The following is a 17,754-nucleotide window of genomic DNA, read 5'->3' on the forward strand; positions in this document are numbered from 1 at the left end:
GGCAAGGTGTCGATGTCGATGGGGTCGGTGCGACGGGCGGGCCGCGGCGGTCGCTGCATGATAATCCGCGCCCATGACGCTCTCCTACCCGACCGCCCGTTGGCCCGCCGCCGTCGCCACCTTCGGGCTCTGGACCGCCGCCGCCGCCGTCGTCGTCTTCTGGGGGCTGCGCCTGGCCGCGCCGCCGGATGCGGCGCCACCGCCCGTCGTGGCCGCGCCCCAGGCCGGCAACATCGACCCGACGGCCGTCGCCAGGCTGCTGGGCGCGGTGACGGGCGTGGCGCCCGTGGCGAGCGCGCCCGAGGCGGCGGGCCGCTTCGCCCTGCTCGGCGTGGTGGCCGACAACCTGCAGCGCGGCGTCGCCCTGATCGCGGTCGACGGCCAGCCGCCCCGGCCCTTCCGCGTCGGTGGCCGGGTCGCGGAAGGCCACGTGCTGCAGTCGGTGGGCACCCGTTCGGCCGTCATCGGCACCGGTGGCGGCACCGGCGGCATCGCGCTGCAGCTGCCGACCACGCCCATGGCCATTCCCGCGCCGCCGTCGCAGCGCTGACCGGCGCCGTGCCCTACTGCCGCAGGAACAGCCGGTACGCCGGGTTCGCCGTCTCCTCCACGAAAGGCAGGTCGAGCGTGCGCAGGAATTCGTCGAAGGCGACATGGTCCTCGGGCGGCACCTGAAGGCCCACCAGGATGCGCCCGTAGTCGGCGCCCTGGTTGCGATAGTGGAAGAGGCTGATGTTCCAGGTGGGGCGCATCAGGCTCAGGAATTTCAGCAACGCGCCGGGGCGCTCCGGGAAGACGAAGCGCAGCAGCCGCTCGTCGCGCGCGAGCCCGCTGCGTCCGCCCACCATGTAGCGCACGTGCTCCTTCGCGAGGTCGTCGTGGGTGAGGTCGATGGCGCCGAAGCCGTGCTCGGTGAAAGTGGCCGCGATGGTCGCGGATTCGCCGCGCGCGGAGGTCGTGAGGCCGACGAAGACGTGCGCCTCGTGCGCGTCGCTGATGCGGTAGTTGAACTCCGTCACGCTGCGCGAGGTGCCGGGCAGGCGACCCACCACCTCGCAGAAACGGCGGAAGCTGCCGCGCTCCTCGGGCACCGTCACGGCGAACAGGGCCTCGCGCTCCTCGCCGACCTCGGCGCGCTCGGCGACGAAGCGCAGGCGGTCGAAGTTCATGTTGGCGCCGCACAGGATCGCCGCGTAGGTCTCGTCGCGCTTGCCGTGGGTCTCCACGTACTGCTTGATCGCCGCCACGGCCAGCGCACCAGCGGGCTCGACGATGCTGCGCGTGTCGATGAAGACGTCCTTGATCGCCGCGCACACGGCGTCGGTATCGACCGTGACGAACTCGTCGACCAGTTCGCGCGCCAGCCGGAAGGTCTCCTCGCCCACCAGCTTGACCGCCGTGCCGTCGGAGAACAGCCCGACGTCGCTCAGCGCGACCCGTTCCCGGGCGTCGACCGAACGGATCATGGCGTCCGAGTCGCTCATCTGCACGCCGATCACCCTGATCTCGGGTCGCACGGCCTTGATGTAGCTGGCGACGCCGGCGATCAGGCCGCCGCCGCCGATGGCTACGAACACCGCGTCGAGCGGTCCCTGGTGCTGACGCAGGATCTCCATCGCGATCGTGCCCTGCCCGGCGATCACGTCGGGATCGTCGAACGGATGCACGAAGGTCAGGCTTTCGGCCGCCTGCAAGGTGATCGCATGGGCGTACGCGTCGGAGTAGCTGTCGCCATGCAGGTGCACCTCGCCGCCCAGGGCGCGCACGGCGTCGATCTTGAGACGGGGCGTGGTCACGGGCATGACGATCACGGCGCGCGTTCCGAGCTTGCGCGCCCCGAGCGCGACGCCCTGCGCGTGGTTGCCGGCCGAGGCGCAGATGACGCCCCGCGCGAGCTGCTCGGGCGTCAGATGCACCATCTTGTTGTAGGCGCCGCGCAGCTTGAAGCTGAAGACCGGCTGTTGGTCCTCGCGCTTGAGCAGCACGGTGTTGCCCAGCCGGGCGCTCAGTCCCCGCGCGGGCTCCAGCGCCGACTCCACCGCCACGTCGTAGACGCGGGCCGTGAGGATCTTCTTGAGGTAGTCGGCGGAAGTGAGGACGGGAGACGTCATGAGAGCGGAGGACCCAAGAAAAAAGCCCCGAATCTTGCGACTCGGGGCTAAATCCACCAATTGAGAGGGTGGAGGAGACAACCGGTGCACAAAGTGCCGAAGCGGCATCGATGTGCGATGAAATAAAGTATATCGGCTCTTTGTTGCGATGCAACAAGCAGCCTCGTAAATCCCACACAATTTAATCGTCCGTCGGCTTTGGCCGACATCGTCACCTTGGAGTTTTCGACATATGGAATGCACGGTCAGCTGGACAGGAAATGCGGGCACGCGCTCGGCCATGGGATTCGTCGCCGAGACAGGCACCGGCCACGTGATCGTCATGGATGGCGCGCCGGACGCGGCCAAGCCGGGCAACGGCGGGCAGAATCTGGCGCCGCGCCCCATGGAGACGGTGCTGGCGGGCACGGGCGGCTGCACGGCCTACGACGTCGTGCTCATCCTCAAGCGCGGTCGCCATCAGGTCACGGGCTGCAGCGTCAAGCTCACCAGCGAGCGCGCGGCGACCGATCCCAAGGTGTTCACGTCGATCCACATGCACTTCACGGTCACGGGCAAGGGCATCCCGCCCGAGGCCGTCGAACGCGCCATCGCCCTGAGCCACGACACCTACTGCTCGGCCAGCATCATGCTGGGCAAGACGGCGACCATCACGACCGGCTTCGACCTCGTGGAAGGCTGAGGCCGACGGCTCGACCCCGCCTCGGTTCAGATGCGGTGCGCCACCGTGGTCATGACCCGGGCGGCCGCGCGCATCAGGGCCCTGGCCGGTGCCGGCAGTTCGGCGGCGCCGGCGTCCACTGCCTCCGCCGCGTGCCGTGCCTCGTCGGCCTTCATCTGGACGATGACGGCACGCGACGCCGTGTCGCCATGCGGCAGTCGACCGAGGTGGCCGTCGAGGTGGGCCTCGACCTGACGCTCGGTCTCGGCCACGAAGCCCAGGCTCGTGCGGTCACCCAGCCGTCCAGCCAGCAGTCCGAGCCCGAAGGCGCCGGCATACCAGAGCGGATTGAGCAGCGACGGTTTCGCGCCCAGCTCGTCGAGTCGCTGGCGGGTCCAGGCCAGGTGGTCGGTCTCTTCCTGGGCGGCCGCCTCGAAATGCGCGCGCAGCGAGGGATCCCGCGTCGACGCGGCCTGGGCGACGTAGAGCGCCTGCGCGCAGACCTCGCCGACGTGGTTGACGCGCATCATGGCGCCCGCCGCGCGTCGGTCGGCCTGGCCCAGCGCGGTCGGCGTGCCGACCGGCCGGGGCATCGGACGGCTCGCCTGCGGTCTCGCGAAGAGGGTGCGGAGCACGGAATCGGTGGCGATGAGGAGCGGGTCGAGAGGATGCGACATGGGTCCATTCTGGCGCCGTGCGAATCACCGTTGCGGTGCCCGGGCGTTCCCTGTGGGACAGCACGCCGAGGGGGTCGGCGCGATGTTGCGGTCGTGCAACACAACGCCCGCCCGCTTCGACATTTCAATTGAATTCTTTTGCTCTGCTCGAACGGCTCTGGTGCAATAGACACAACTTCCCAAAAGGAGGTTGGCCCTGGGTCCGGTGGGAGCGCAACGTGCCAAGCACGGTGAACCCTCTGCACCGGAGCCCTATGTTTAACCTTGGAGAAACTCGCAATGAAAAAATCACTCGTCGCCCTGGCCGTCCTGGCTGCCGCTGGCGCCGCTTCGGCCCAGTCGTCCGTCACCCTGTTCGGTATCGTTGACGCTTCCGTCGGCCACATCTCCGGCAGCAACAACGGCGCCAGCCGCACGTACCTGGGCAACTCCGGCCTGAACTCCAGCCGCCTCGGTTTCCGCGGCGTCGAAGACCTCGGCGGCGGCCTCGCAGCCAGCTTCTGGCTCGAAGGCGCCCTGGGCAACGACGACGGCACGGCCGGTCAGCTGGGCACCGGCGGTTTCGACTTCCGTCGCCGTTCGACCATCAGCCTGTCGGGCAACTTCGGTGAGATCCGCCTCGGTCGCGACCTGACCCCGACGCACCACAACGACGACGTGTTCAGCCCGTTCGGTACCGTCGGTGTCGGCGCCAACATGGTCTTCGCTGCCCTGAACAGCGCCCAAGGCTTCAACCCGAACGGTGGCGTCAATCCCATCACCGGCAACGTCAACCAGATCCGCGCCAGCAACTCGATCGGCTACTTCCTGCCCTCGAACCTCGGCGGCTTCTACGGCCAAGCCATGTACGCGCTGGCTGAGAACACCACGGGCAACGCCACGGCAGCCCAACGGTTCCAAGGTCGCGCTGGCCAGTACGCTGGTGGTCGCGTCGGTTACGCCAATGGCCCGGTCGACGTCGCTCTCGCCTACGGCGAAAGCAAGGGCGCAACCGTTGCTCCTGCAGCCTTCAGCAACCCTGAAGTCCGCACCCTGAACCTGGGCGCTTCGTACGACTTCGGCGTCGTCAAGCTGTTCGGCGAACTGAGCGACGTGCGCTTCGAGCAGGCGTTCACCACGATCGCTTCGCGCGAAGACAAGCAGCGCGGCTACCTGCTCGGCGCTACGGCCCCGATCGGCGCCGGTGTCATCAAGATCGCCTACTCGGCCGTCAAGCGCGACCAGGAACTCTTCGGCAACGACCCGAAGGCTGCCAAGCTGGCCATCGGCTACGTGCATAACCTGTCGAAGCGTACGGCCCTGTACACGACGGTTGCCCGCCAGACCAGCAAGAACGGCTACAACTTCGGTCTGTCGGCCGGCGGTTCCGGTTCGGGCATTGTGGGCACGCCCACCGGCAGCGATGCCAAGGGCAGCGTGACCGGCTACGAATTCGGCGTTCGCCACGCTTTCTGATCTGACGCTGGCGTAAGCCAGTTCGGTCTGAAAACCTGAAAAAGCCCCCCTGACGCGAGTCAGGGGGGCTTTTTCTTTGAGTCGCAGAAGTCGGACCATCCGGACGGTCCGGGTCGGCTACTGCTCCTCGCTCCAGGCGAAGCCATCGCGCGCGATCATCGCGCTCGATGCGCTCGGTCCCCACGTTCCAGCGGCATAGGGACGCGGGCCGCCGTCGGTGCTCCAGCTGTCGATCAGCGGTTCCACCCAGCGCCAGGCTTCCTCCTGCTCGTCGCTGCGCACGAACAGGTTGAGACGGCCGTCGATGACGTCGAGCAGCAGCCGCTCGTAGGCGCCGACACGTTCGGTGCCGAAGCGCTTGTCGAAATCCAGGTCGAGCTGCACCGGCGCCAGGGGCGGGGCCGTGTCCCCATGGGGGCGCTTGCGGCTGTTCTGCGCCTGCGAGAGCAGGTGCAGTTCGAGGCCGTCCTTCGGCTGCAGGTTGATCACCAGCTTGTTCACGGCGCCGGCGGGGGCGCGGAAGATGGCGTGCGGGGTCGGCCTGAAATTGACCTCGATGCGGGCGTCGCGCGAGGCGAGCCGCTTGCCGGTGCGGATGTAGAACGGCACGCCGGCCCAGCGCCAGTTGGCGATCTCGGCGCGCAGCGCGACGAAGGTCTCGGTGCGGCTCTGGGGATCGATGCCGGGCTCGTCGAGGTAGCCTTTGACGCGCTCGCCATAGGCGGTCCCGGCGGCGTACTGGCCGCGGATCGCGTGCAGGCCGAGCGTCTCGGGCGTCCAGGGCTTGAGCGAACGCAGCACCTTGAGCTTCTCGTCGCGCAGCGCGTCGGCGTGCGCGTTGATCGGCGGCTCCATGGCGATGGCGCACACCAGTTGCAAGGCGTGGTTCTGCACCATGTCGCGCAGGGCACCGGTCTGGTCGTAGAACGCGCCGCGCTTCTCGACGCCCAGGTCCTCGGCGATCGTGATCTGGATGTTGGCGATGTGCTCGCGGCGCCAGATGGGTTCGAACAGGGCGTTGCCGAAACGCATGGCGAACAGGTTCTGCACCGACGGCTTGCCCAGGTAGTGGTCGATGCGGAAGACCTGCTGCTCGCTCAGCACCTTGCGCACGGCATCGTTGATGGCGCGGTTGGAAGCCAGGTCGTGGCCCAGCGGTTTTTCCAGCACGACGCGCGTCCGGGGTGTGTTGAGGCCGGCGGCGGCGATCTGCTCGACCACCTGCGTGAACAGGGCCGGCGCCGTGGCCACGTACATCACGACGGTGTCGGCGTTGCGGGCCTCGAGCAGGGCGGACAGTCCGGCGTAGTCGCCCGGCCTGGACAGGTCCATGCGCAGGAAATGGAGCATCTCCGCGAACTTCCCGAATTCCTCGGTGTTGGGGCGCTTCGCGCCTTCGACCGCCTTGAAGCGCGACTCGATGAGTTCCCGGTAGGCGTCGTCGGAGAGATCGTCGCGGCCCACGCCGATGATGCGTCCGTCTTCGGGCAGGCTGCCGTGGCGGAAGGCCTGGAACAGCGCCGGCATCAATTTGCGCCAGGCGAGGTCGCCGGTGCCGCCGAAGAGAACGAGGTCGAAGCTCATGAATGCAAGGTCCGTAGGGTGGGGAAGTGAAGGCTGACGAGGCGTGACTTTAAAGGGTGCCGTCACCGCGGGCGATATCGCCGTGCGCGGTGCGGCGGTCCGCCGATACGGTCGCGCGCGCTTCGTGGAAGGGTCGGGTGCGTGGAACAATCGACGCGCATGAACATCGTTTTCGACCTGGGGGCCGTCGTCATCGGCTGGGAACCCGCCCGACTGCTGCAGACCCGTTTTCCGGAGCGGGCCCCCGACCCGGAGGCCGCCAGCGGACTCGCCCGCGCCTTCTTCCATCACCCGGACTGGCAGGATTTCGACCGCGGCGTGCGCGGGGTGGACGACGTCGTCGAGCGCACGGCCGCGCGACTGTCGCTGCCCCGGGACCGGCTGCACGATTTCGTCGCCTCCCTGGGCGAGCACCTGATGCCGATCGACACCAGCGTGGAACTGCTCGCCACCCTGCGCCACCGGCGTTCGGCGGGGGAGCACATCCGGCTCTACTACCTGTCGAACATGCCCGTTCCCTACGCCAGGGCGCTGGAGCGGCGGTTCTCGTTCTTCCAGTGGTTCGACGGTGGCGTCTTCTCGGGCGACGTGAAACTCGTCAAGCCGGATGGCGACATCTACGAGATGCTGGCCTGGCGCCACGACCTCGCGGCCTCGCGCACCCTGTTCATCGACGACATGGCGGCGAACGTCGAAGCCGCCCGGGCGCAGGGGTGGCGTGCGATCCACTGCACGTCGCCCGGCACGCTCGCCACGCACGTGCTGAGGCAACTCGACGGTGCCGGGGTCGGAGACCGGAGCGAAACGCGGGCCTGATGCGGTGCCCGCTCGCACGTGGCACCGGGCGGCACGTGGCCGCTCCTTCTTCCGACCAGGCCGGATCGGGCCTCACCGTCCGGTGCGCACGACCCGGTCGACGTCGAAGCCCAGGGTGCGGGCGTAGTCGAGTTCGACGGCCAGCCGATCCTCGTCCAGGCGCGGCGCGCGCGAGAGCACCCACAGGAAATCGCGGTCGGGCGTGCCCACCAGCGCCACTTCGTAGTCGCGATCGAGCTTGAGGATCCAGTAGTCGCCCCAGACCATCGGCAACCACGACAGCCATTCCGGCGCGAAGCGGACCTTGAGTCGCCCGGCGCCCGGCTGCCCCGCCACCGTCACCACGCGCGCCGTGCCGACGGATTCGTCGACCCCATCGGCCACCACGCAGACGTTGCGCACCTCCATTGTGCCGTCCGCCAGGGGCGTGTAGCGGGCCGTGACGGCGCCGGTGCATTTCTTCTGGAACCGGTTGGGCAGGCGCGCCTGCTCGTGCCAGACGCCGGCGTAGCGCTGGAGGTCCACCGGGGCCACCGCCTGCAGCGGCGCGCGCATCAGGGGCGCGCCGTCGGCCGGACCCACCACCGCCGGGGTCTGCGCGCGGGCCACGCGGGCGGTGCCCAGCACCGCCAGGGCCAGCACGCCGCCGACGCAGAACGCCGTCGCGAGCGTGCCGATGGACGCGCCGAAACGGCGGTCGTCGAAACCGTCGACGGCGAACGCACCGGTGCGGGAAGAAGGGGCGGGACGCGGGCGCGAAATCATGAGGGGGTTGCTCCAGGGCGATCTGATCGACGACTCTAGGAGCGGGCGGCGTGCGGCCACCGTCAGTCGCAGACCACACGCGCCGTAGTTCCCCAACGAGATAATCGGACGCATGAACCAACTCGATGCCCTCCGCCAATGGACCACCGTGGTCGCCGACACCGGCGACTTCCGTCAACTCGCCCGGTTCAAGCCGCAGGACGCGACGACCAATCCTTCGCTGATCCTCAAGGCCGTCCAGAAAGCCGACTACCGGCCGCTGCTCGACGAGGCCGTCGGCCTGCACCGGGGCAAGCCGATCGACGAGGTGATCGACCGGCTGCTGGTGCGCTTCGGCGCCGAGATCCTGTCGGTGGTGCCGGGCCGCGTCTCCACCGAGATCGATGCGCGCCTGAGCTTCGACACCGCCGCCACCGTGGCGCGCGCCGACCGCATCGTGGCGCTCTACCGCGCCGAGGGCATCGACACCGGGCAGCGCCTGCTCATCAAGATCGCCGCGACCTGGGAAGGCATCGAGGCGGCGCGCATCCTCGAAGCGCGGGGCATCCACACCAACCTGACGCTGCTGTTCTCCTTCGCCCAGGCGGTGGCCTGCGGCGCCGCGGGCGTGCGGCTGATCTCGCCCTTCGTCGGTCGCATCTACGACTGGCACAAGAAGTCCGCCGGCGCGGCGTGGGACGAGGCGGCCAACGCGGGCGACCACGACCCCGGCGTGAAGTCGGTGCGCCAGATCTTCGATTACTACAAGCGCCACGGCATCGCCACCGAGGTGATGGGCGCGAGCTTCCGCAACGTCGGCCAGATCGCCGCGCTCGCGGGGTGCGACCTGCTCACCATCAGCCCCGACCTGCTGGCCGAACTCGCCGCCAGCGACGCCCCGCTCACGCACGCGCTCGACGCCGAGGCCGCGCGCGCGCGCGAGGACATCGCGCCGGTCTCGCTCGACGAACCGGCCTTCCGCTACGCGCTCAACGAGGACGCGATGGCCACCGAGAAACTGGCCGAGGGCATCCGCGCGTTCGCGGCCGACGCGATCAAGCTCGAACAACTGATGGAGACCGTGTGACCGACCCCGCCGCCCTGAATTCCGCGTCCGCGTCCGCGTCCGCGGGCGCCGTCGTGCGCTGCGACCGCACCGCCGCCTGGGGCCGGCTCCAGGCCCTGTTCGACGCCACCGGCCGCGACTTCGACGTGCGCGACGCCTTCGCCGCCGATGCGGACCGGTTCGCGCGTTTCAGCCAGGCGGCGCCCCACGTCTTCGCCGACCTGTCGAAGAACCGGATCGACGCCGCCACGGAGGACGCGCTCCTCGCGCTGGCCCGCGAAGCCGGCCTCGAGGCGCACCGCGACGCCATGTTCGCGGGCGAACGCATCAACACCACCGAGGACCGGGCGGTGATGCACTTCCTGCTGCGCGCCCCGGCCGATGCGTCGGTGGCCCCGGCGGTGCGCGCCGAACTGGCCGACGTGCACGCGACGCTCGACGCCATGCTCACCTATGTCGAGACGGTCCGTGCCGACGCCACCATCACCGACGTCGTGAACATCGGCATCGGCGGCTCCGACCTCGGACCGCAGATGGTGGTGCGGGCGCTCGACGCCTACACCGCGCCGGGCAAGCGCTTCCACTTCGTCTCCAACGTCGACGGCCACGAACTCGCCGGCGTGCTCGCGGACCTGGCGCCCGAGCGCACGCTGTTCCTGATCGCCTCCAAGACCTTCACCACGGCCGAGACGATGGCCAACGCCCGCTCCGCCAGGGACTGGTTCCAGCGCTCGGGCGGCGTCGACGTGTCGCGGCACTTCGCCGCGCTCACGACCAACGTCGAGGCCGCGCGCGACTTCGGCATCGAGCGGACCTTCGGCTTCTGGGACTGGGTCGGCGGGCGCTATTCGCTGTGGTCGTCGATCGGCCTGCCGATCGCGCTGGCCATCGGCGTGGAGGGCTTCCGCGCGCTGCTCGCCGGCGCGCACGCGATGGACGAGCACTTCCGCACCGCGCCGCTGGCGCGCAACCTGCCGGTGCGCCTGGGCCTGCTGGACGTCTGGTATCGCAACTTCCACGGCTTCACCAGCCGCGGCATCGCGCCCTACCACAGCGCGCTGGGCCGGCTGCCGGCCTACCTGCAGCAGCTGGAGATGGAGAGCAACGGCAAGCGCGTGGACGCGAGCGGCGCGGCCCTGCCGTTCGGCACGTCGCCGGTGCTGTGGGGCGAGCCCGGCACCAACGGCCAGCACGCGTACTTCCAGATGCTGCACCAGGGCACCGACGTGATCCCGCTGGAGTTCGTCGCCGTGCGCGAGGCGACCCACGACCTCGCGGGCCACCACGCCAAGCTGCTGGCCAACGCGCTGGCCCAGGCCCAGGCGCTGATGACCGGCAAGGCCGACGCGGGCGGCCACCGGAACTTCCCCGGCAACCGGCCCAGCAGCTTCTTCGTCTTCGAGAAGCTCACGCCCGAGGCGCTGGGCGCCTTCCTGGCGCTGTACGAGCATCGCGTGTTCACCAGCGGCGCGCTGTGGGGCATCAACAGCTTCGACCAGTGGGGCGTGGAGCTGGGCAAGGTGCTCGCGCGCGACATCGAGGCGCGGCTCGCCTCGGGCGACACGGCGGGGCTCGATCCTTCGACGGCCGGGCTGCTGGCGCGTCTGAAACCCTAGCGTCCGACGCGCGTCGTCGGGACCGGAAGAAGCCGCCGCAGCGGCTTTTTTTTCGTCCCGACGCCGGCATCGATCCTGGGACCCGGGCGATCGGATCAGCATCCTGTGTTGCCGAATCTAGGGAATCCACCCCCCGTTCGATGCATAGAAGTATCGATTCGATTTCCGGGCGTACCAAGAATGTCTCAGTGGATCGCCAGAATTCGCTGCGGCGGCCGGCACGGCCGTGTGAACACCACGGAGACATTCATGAAGCGTTTTCTCAAGACGGGCCTGGCGCTCGCGCTCGCCGGCATGGGCCTCGCCCACGCCGCCACCGAACTGGTCATCGCCACCGTCAACAACGGCCACATGATCGAGATGCAGAAGCTCACGCCCTTCTTCGAGAAGGCCAATCCCGACATCAAGCTCAAGTGGGTCACGCTGGAGGAGGGCACCCTGCGCCAGCGCGTGACGACCGACATCGCCACCAAGGGCGGCCAGTTCGACGTCATGACCATCGGCCTGTACGAGGCGCCGATCTGGTCGAAGAAGGGCTGGCTCACGCCCATCGCGACCGACGCGGCCTACGACGTCGAGGACCTGCTGCCGGCCATCCGCACCGGGCTGTCGAACGACGGCAAGCTCTACGCCGCGCCGTTCTACGGCGAGAGCTCGATGCTCATGTACCGGAAGGACCTGGCCGACAAGGCCGGCTTCAAGATGCCCGAGCGCCCGACCTGGACCCAGGTCAGGGAACTCGCGGCCAAGATCCACGATCCCAAGGCCGGCGTCTACGGCATCTGCCTGCGCGGCAAGCCCGGCTGGGGCGACAACATGGCCTTCCTGACCACGCTGGTCAACACCTACGGCGGCCAGTGGTTCGACATGCAGTGGAAGCCGCAGATCGACAGTCAGCCCTGGAAGGACGCGATCACGTTCTACGTCGACCTGATGAAGAACTACGGCCCGCCCGGCGTGTCCGCCAACAGCTTCAACGAGACGCTGGCGCTGTTCAACGAAGGCAAGTGCGGCATGTGGGTGGACGCGACCATCGCGGCCTCGTTCATCGCCGACCCCAAGCAGTCGAAGGTCGCCGACAAGGTCGCCTTCGCGCAGGCCCCGGTCGCCGTCACGCCCAAGGGCGCGAACTGGCTGTGGTCGTGGAACCTGGCGATCCCGGCGAGCTCGACCAAGGCCGCCGCGGCCCAGACCTTCGTCAAGTGGGCGACCTCCAAGGAGTACGTCCAGCTGGTGGCCAAGGAGCAGGGCTGGGCGCAGGTGCCCACCGGCACGCGCAAGTCGACCTACGCGAATCCCGAGTTCCAGAAGGTCGCCAGGTTCGCCGTCGAGGAGAAGAAGGCGATCGACAGCGCCAACCTGACCGACAGCACGCTGCCCAAGTCGCCCTACGTCGGCGTGCAGTACGCGGCCATTCCCGAGTTCCAGGCCATCGGCGTGGCGGTGGGCCAGCAGATGAGCGCGGCCCTCTCGGGCAAGGTCACGGTCGAGCAGGCGCTCAAGACCTCGCAGACCACGGCCGAGCGCGAGATGAAGAAGGCCGGCTACTACAAGTAACCCCCCAGGCTGCGCGCACTGCGTGTCGCTTCGCCAACCCCCCCTGCTGGGGGCGCCGCCAGCGGCCCGGCCAAGCCGGTTCCGCGGCGGCCCACGGCTTTTCCCTGCAACCGCCCGGGACCTTTTCATGAAACGACTCCTGCCTCGCGCCCTGATGGCGCCGGCGGTGGCCACGCTCTTCCTCTGGATGATCGTGCCGCTGCTCATGACGTTGTACTTCTCGTTCGTCAACTACAACCTCCTGCAGCCCGGCGAGCACGCGTTCGCCGGCATCGACAACTTCCACTACTTCATCACCGACCCGGACTTCTGGCCGGCGGTGTCCAACACGCTGCTGCTCATCGGCAGCGTGATCGGGATCACGGTGGTGCTGGGGGTGCTGCTGGCGCTGCTGGTCAACGAGCCGTTCCCGGGGCGGGGCATCGTGCGGGTGCTGCTGATCTCGCCCTTCTTCGTCATGCCGGCGGTCAACGCGCTGCTGTGGAAGCACATGATGATGAACCCGATCTACGGCGTGCTGGCCGACCTCTGGCGCAGCGTGGGCCTCACGCCGGTGGACTGGCTGACCGACGTGCCGCTGTTCTCCGTGATCCTCATGGTGGCCTGGCAGTGGCTGCCCTTCGCCTGCCTGATCTTCATCACCTCGCTGCAATCGCTCGACCGCGAGCAGATGGAGGCCGCGCGCATGGACGGCGCCACCGCCGCGCAGCGCTTCTTCTACCTGACCATCCCGCACCTGGGCCGGCCGATGGCGGTGGTGATCATGATCGAGATGATCTTCCTGCTCGGCGTGTTCGCCGAGATCGCCATCACCACCAACGGCGGCCCGGGCAACGAGAGCACCAACCTCACCTACATGATCTTCAAGCAGTCGCTGCTGAACTTCGACGTCGGCGTGGCCTCGGCGGGCGCCCTGTTCGCGGTGGTGCTGGCCAACATCGTGGCGGTCTTCCTCATCCGCATCGTCGGCAAGAACCTCGACTGAAGGCATCCACCATGCAAGGCAACCTCCTTCTCACCAGCCTGCGCACGCTGGGCGCCTGGGCCGCGGCGCTGCTGCTGTTCTTCCCGCTGGGCTGGCTGTTCCTCACGGCCTTCAAGACCGAACTGCAGGCGATCCACGTGCCGCCGCTGTTCGTCTTCGAGCCGACGCTGGACAACTTCAGCGAGGTCCAGCGGCGCAGCGACTACCTGCTGTATGCGCGCAACTCGCTCATCACCAGCCTGGGCTCCACCCTCATCGGTCTGCTGATCGCCGCGCCGGCGGCCTATTCGATGGCGTTCTTCCGCACGAAGCGCACGCGCGACATCCTGATGTGGATGCTCTCGACCAAGATGATGCCGGCCGTCGGCGCGCTCATGCCGATCTACGTGCTCGCCCAGCGCACCGGCCTGCTGGACTCGCTCACGGCGCTGACGGTGGTCTTCACGCTGTCGAACCTGCCCATCATGGTGTGGATGCTCTACACGAGCTACAAGGACATCCCCAACGAGATCCTGGAGGCCGCGCGCATGGACGGCGCGAGCCTGTGGACCGAGTTCCGCCACGTGGTGCTGCCGCTGTCGGTGGGCGGACTGGCGTCGTGCGGCCTGCTGTGCCTGGTGCTGAGCTGGAACGAGTCGTTCTGGGCGCTCAACCTGAGTTCGGCCAAGGCCGGCACGCTCGCCACGCTGATCGCCTCCTACTCGAGCCCCGAGGGCCTGTTCTGGGCCAAGCTGTCGGCGGCCTCGCTCATGGCCATCGCGCCCATCGTGGTGTTCGGCTGGTTCAGCCAGAAGCAGCTCGTCCAGGGCCTGACCTTCGGCGCCGTCAAGTAGATCCCCACCCCCACACGCACAGAGACACGCACATGGCCTACCTCGAACTCAAGGGCATCACGAAGAGCTTCGGCGACGCCCACATCATCCGTGGCGTCGACCTGGAGATCCGGAAAGGCGAATTCATCGTCTTCGTCGGCCCGTCGGGCTGCGGCAAGTCGACCCTGCTGCGCCTCATCGCCGGGCTGGAGCCGGTCACCGGCGGCGGCGTCAGGCTCGACGGGCGCGACATCACGCACACGCCCTCGGGCAAGCGCGACCTGGCGATGGTGTTCCAGAGCTACGCGCTCTACCCGCACATGAGCGTGGCCGACAACATGTCCTTCGCGCTCAAGCTCGCCGGCGTGGCCAAGGACGAGATCAGGAAGAAGGTCGAGCACGCGGCCCGCCAGCTCAACCTCACGCAATACCTCGATCGCACGCCCAAGGAACTCTCCGGCGGCCAGCGCCAGCGCGTGGCCATCGGCCGCGCGATCGTGCGCGCGCCCAAGGTGTTCCTGTTCGACGAGCCGCTGTCCAACCTCGACGCGGCCCTGCGCGGCAACACCCGCGTGGAGATCCACAAGCTGCACGTCGCCCTCGGGGTCACCAGCATCTACGTCACGCACGACCAGGTCGAGGCCATGACGCTGGCCGACCGCGTGGTGGTGCTGCGCGACGGCCTGATCGAGCAGGTCGGCACGCCCATGGAACTCTACGACCACCCGGTCAACCAGTTCGTGGCGCAGTTCATCGGCATGCCCTCGATGAACATGGTGGCGGCCAAGGCGATCCCCAGCTTCTCGCAGCAGACCGGCGGGCGCCTGCCGGTCGACGGCTTCCTGGGCGTGCGGCCCGAGGGACTGCGCGTGCATCCCGGCCACGGCGCGGGCGTGCCCGGGCGCGTCGAACTCGTCGAGGCGCTGGGCGCGGACACGCTGATCCACGTCGACGTGGCCGGCGTGCCCCTGATCTCGCGCCAGAACGACCGCACGACGCTGCGCGAGGGCGATGCCGTGGGCATCGCGCTCGACCCCTCGGTGCTGCACCTGTTCGGCCGCGACGGCCGCTCGCTCGCCGCCGCCCCGGCCACCGCCTGACTTCCCGACCTTCGACCTTCGACGGAATCCCCGACGTGAACGCACCTTCCCCCGCACCCGCACCCGCACCCGCCCGCATCCTGCACCTGGGCCTGGGCTCGTTCCACCGCGCGCACCAGGCGGTGTACCTGCAGGCGCTGCACGACGCCGGCGACACGCGCTGGTCGCTCGCCGGCGCCAACCTCCGTCCCGACATGGCCGAGGTGCTGGCCGCGCTGCGCGCCCAGGGCGGGCGCTACACGCTGGAGACCATCTCCCCGGCCGGCGAGGTGCGCTACCAGCGCATCGGGTCGATCCGCGAGGTGCTGCCTTTCGAGAGCGATCTGGCCGGCGTGATCGCGCTGGGCGCCGATCCGGCCACGCGCATCGTCTCCTTCACCGTGACCGAGGCCGGCTACTACCTCGACGCCGACCATCGCCTGGACCCGGCCTTCGCCGAGCTGGCCGCCGACATCGAGCGCGCCCGCCGCGGCGAGTCCGGCCAGACCATCTACGGGGCGGTCTGCGCCATCCTGCGCGTGCGCCGCGACGCCGGCGCCGGCCCCGTGACGCTGCTCAACTGCGACAACCTGCGCCACAACGGCGAGCGCTTCCGCGGCGGCCTGCTGGAATTCATCGAGCGCGCCGGCGACCCCGCGCTGCGCGACTGGACGGCGGCCAACACCACCAGCCCCAACGCGATGGTCGACCGCATCACGCCGCGCCCGCCGCCGGAACTGCGCGAGCGCGTGCGCGCCGCCACCGGCTGGGACGACGCCGCGCCGGTCACCGGCGAGCGCTTCATCCAGTGGGTGATCGAGGACGACTTCATCGCCGGCCGCCCGGCCTGGGAGACCGTCGGCGTGGAACTGGTCGCGTCGGTGCAGCCCTACGAGGAAGCCAAGATCCGCCTGCTCAACGCCACCCACAGCTGCATCGCCTGGGCCGGCACGCTGGTCGGGCTGCAGTTCATCCACGAGGGCACGCACACCCCGGCCATCCGCGAGATGGCCCGTCGCTACGTCACCGACGACGTGATCCCGGTGCTGGGCACGCCCGGCGCGCCCAGCCCGGTCGACCTGCCGGCCTACCGCGACGTGGTGCTCGAGCGCTTCGGCAATCCGGCCATCCGCGACACCAACCAGCGCGTGGCGGCCGACGGCTTCTCCAAGATCCCCGGCTTCATCGCGCCCACCGTGCGCGAGCGGCTGGCGCGCGGCGAGCCGATCGAGGCCGTGGCGATGCTGCCGGCGCTGTTCCTGGCCTTCCTCGGGCGCTGGCACCGGGGCGCGCTGCCCTACACCTACCAGGACCAGGGCATGGACCCGGCCGTGGCGCACGCGATGTGCGAGGCCGCCGATCCGGTCGCGGCCTTCTGCGCCGATGCCGGGCTGTGGGGCGATCTGGCCGGCGACGCCCGGCTGATCGACGCGGTGCGGCGCGCCGGCGCGCGGGTCGACGCCTTCGTGGCGGCGGCGTCCACCGGCGCGCGCTGACGAGCCCGCCCGGCGACCCGGACCATGACGTCGACACGCAGCCCCGGGGCGCCATCGACCTGCGCGCCGCCGGCCGATGCCGATGGTGGTAGCTTCCCGTGCTGACCTCCCGAGTCCCTCCGTCCGAGTCCGCGAGACCGCTCCCCGCCATGTCCACCGTCCGCACCCGCGCCACCCCCCGCCAGCGCCAGCCCGAGGTCGAGCACGACCTCGCGCGCTCGGCCGCGCTGGGTTACGAGACCTCCGGCGAGGCCGGCTGGATCCGCTGCCTGGCGCACGGCTTCCCGAGCCCGCTGTCGCGCTGGCACTGCCACGACGAGTACGAGCTGCACCTCATCACCGAGACCTCCGGCAAGGCCTTCGTCGGCGACTGGATCGGCCCGTTCCAGCCCGGCCACCTGGTGCTGTGCGGCCCGCGGCTGCCGCACAACTGGATCTCGCTGGACATGCCCGAGGCCGGCGTGGTGGCGCGCGACCTGGTCATCCAGTTCCGCCACGAGCCGGTGGCGCAGGCCGCGACGCAGATCCCCGAACTCGCCGGCGTCACGCACCTCTTGGAGCGGGCGCGCCACGGCATCGAGTTCTTCGGCCTCTCCACGCGGGCCCGCGACCACTGGACGCGCATCAAGGGCGCCCACGGGCTGCGGCGCCTGGCGGCGTTCTGCGAATTCCTCGCCGACCTGGCCGAGTGCAACGACTACCGGCTGCTGTCGAGCGTGCAGATGAAGGGCGCCGAGGGCGACGCCGAAGGCGACCGCATCAACGCCATCGTCACGCGCATCACCGACCACGTCGCCGAGCCGATCGCGCTGGCCGACGTGGCCGCCGAACTGGGCATGAGCGAGAGCCGCTTCAGCCGCTACTTCAAGCGCTCGACCGGCAACAACTTCACCGACTTCGTCAACCGGGTGCGCATCAACAACGCCTGCCACCTGCTGATGCAGACCGAGCACTTCGTCACCGACATCTGCTATCAGGTCGGCTTCAACAACGTCGCCAACTTCAACCGGCGCTTCCTGGAGGTCAAGGGCATGACGCCCAGCGAGTTCCGGCGGCAGGCCGACAGCCGCTTCGGCGGCGACCGCTGAGCGCGCC

At 69.3% G+C, this 17,754-nt stretch carries 16 protein-coding genes; 12 read left to right on the forward strand and 4 right to left on the reverse strand.

Annotated elements, in window-relative coordinates; translation table 11 throughout:
- Positions 1 to 73 precede the first annotated feature (73 nt).
- Entirely contained in the window at positions 74 to 550 is a 477-nt protein-coding gene (locus tag NF681_05950; protein ID UST54736.1) for a hypothetical protein, read from the forward strand.
- 13 nt (positions 551 to 563) lie between these two features.
- On the opposite strand, the gene ilvA is transcribed toward NF681_05950, so the two are convergent.
- Positions 564 to 2,111 carry a threonine ammonia-lyase, biosynthetic gene (ilvA, locus tag NF681_05955; GenBank protein ID UST54737.1) on the reverse strand — a complete coding sequence of 516 codons (1,548 nt, stop codon included), beginning with the start codon at positions 2,109 to 2,111 and terminating at the stop codon, positions 564 to 566.
- Between the two features lie 232 nt (positions 2,112 to 2,343).
- Here ilvA and NF681_05960 point away from each other — a divergent pair, with 232 nt between their 5' ends.
- On the forward strand, positions 2,344 to 2,793 hold the full coding sequence (locus NF681_05960; GenBank protein UST54738.1) for an OsmC family protein: 450 nt from the start codon (positions 2,344 to 2,346) through the stop codon (positions 2,791 to 2,793).
- 26 nt (positions 2,794 to 2,819) lie between these two features.
- Here NF681_05960 and coq7 read toward each other — a convergent pair whose 3' ends face one another.
- A complete protein-coding gene (coq7, locus tag NF681_05965) occupies positions 2,820 to 3,449 on the reverse strand; it encodes a 2-polyprenyl-3-methyl-6-methoxy-1,4-benzoquinone monooxygenase (protein UST54739.1) in 630 nt (209 codons plus the stop codon).
- A 279-nt stretch (positions 3,450 to 3,728) separates the two neighbouring features.
- Between coq7 and NF681_05970 the strand changes: the two genes are divergently transcribed.
- Positions 3,729 to 4,904, forward strand: coding sequence for a porin (locus tag NF681_05970; GenBank protein ID UST54740.1), 1,176 nt, complete (start codon positions 3,729 to 3,731; stop codon positions 4,902 to 4,904).
- A 117-nt stretch (positions 4,905 to 5,021) separates the two neighbouring features.
- Here NF681_05970 and zwf read toward each other — a convergent pair whose 3' ends face one another.
- The gene (zwf, locus tag NF681_05975) at positions 5,022 to 6,488 is read right to left on the reverse strand and encodes a glucose-6-phosphate dehydrogenase (protein UST54741.1); all 1,467 of its coding nucleotides are present in this window, start codon (positions 6,486 to 6,488) and stop codon (positions 5,022 to 5,024) included.
- Between the two features lie 159 nt (positions 6,489 to 6,647).
- On the opposite strand from zwf, the gene NF681_05980 reads away from it, so the two are divergent.
- Positions 6,648 to 7,304: an HAD family phosphatase gene (locus tag NF681_05980; GenBank protein ID UST54742.1), complete on the forward strand. Its 657-nt coding sequence runs from the start codon at positions 6,648 to 6,650 to the stop codon at positions 7,302 to 7,304.
- 72 nt (positions 7,305 to 7,376) lie between these two features.
- On the opposite strand, the gene NF681_05985 is transcribed toward NF681_05980, so the two are convergent.
- Positions 7,377 to 8,069: a lipocalin family protein gene (locus NF681_05985; GenBank protein ID UST54743.1), complete on the reverse strand. Its 693-nt coding sequence runs from the start codon at positions 8,067 to 8,069 to the stop codon at positions 7,377 to 7,379.
- Positions 8,070 to 8,181: 112 nt separating this feature from the next.
- Between NF681_05985 and tal the strand changes: the two genes are divergently transcribed.
- The 8 genes from tal (at position 8,182) to NF681_06025 (ending at position 17,747) form a co-directional block, all read left to right on the forward strand.
- Complete coding sequence (tal, locus tag NF681_05990) at positions 8,182 to 9,135, forward strand: transaldolase (protein UST54744.1); 954 nt, start codon at positions 8,182 to 8,184, stop codon at positions 9,133 to 9,135.
- Positions 9,132 to 10,730, forward strand: a complete 1,599-nt coding sequence (pgi, locus tag NF681_05995; protein UST54745.1) for a glucose-6-phosphate isomerase — start codon at positions 9,132 to 9,134, stop codon at positions 10,728 to 10,730. Before tal ends, pgi begins: the two co-directional genes overlap by 4 nt.
- Before the next feature lie 249 nt (positions 10,731 to 10,979).
- Positions 10,980 to 12,287 carry a sugar ABC transporter substrate-binding protein gene (locus tag NF681_06000; protein ID UST54746.1) on the forward strand — a complete coding sequence of 436 codons (1,308 nt, stop codon included), beginning with the start codon at positions 10,980 to 10,982 and terminating at the stop codon, positions 12,285 to 12,287.
- A gap of 127 nt (positions 12,288 to 12,414) precedes the next feature.
- Positions 12,415 to 13,272: a sugar ABC transporter permease gene (locus NF681_06005; GenBank protein UST54747.1), complete on the forward strand. Its 858-nt coding sequence runs from the start codon at positions 12,415 to 12,417 to the stop codon at positions 13,270 to 13,272.
- 11 nt (positions 13,273 to 13,283) lie between these two features.
- Complete coding sequence (locus NF681_06010) at positions 13,284 to 14,105, forward strand: carbohydrate ABC transporter permease (GenBank protein ID UST54748.1); 822 nt, start codon at positions 13,284 to 13,286, stop codon at positions 14,103 to 14,105.
- A gap of 32 nt (positions 14,106 to 14,137) precedes the next feature.
- Positions 14,138 to 15,184, forward strand: a complete 1,047-nt coding sequence (gene ugpC / locus NF681_06015) for a sn-glycerol-3-phosphate ABC transporter ATP-binding protein UgpC (protein UST54749.1) — start codon at positions 14,138 to 14,140, stop codon at positions 15,182 to 15,184.
- Between the two features lie 77 nt (positions 15,185 to 15,261).
- Entirely contained in the window at positions 15,262 to 16,659 is a 1,398-nt protein-coding gene (locus NF681_06020) for a mannitol dehydrogenase family protein (protein ID UST55685.1), read from the forward strand.
- 149 nt (positions 16,660 to 16,808) lie between these two features.
- Complete coding sequence (locus NF681_06025) at positions 16,809 to 17,747, forward strand: AraC family transcriptional regulator (protein ID UST54750.1); 939 nt, start codon at positions 16,809 to 16,811, stop codon at positions 17,745 to 17,747.
- Positions 17,748 to 17,754: the final 7 nt, after the last annotated feature.

Source organism: Comamonadaceae bacterium OTU4NAUVB1 (assembly GCA_024372625.1).
In the GTDB taxonomy this organism is placed as follows: domain Bacteria; phylum Pseudomonadota; class Gammaproteobacteria; order Burkholderiales; family Burkholderiaceae_C; genus Variovorax.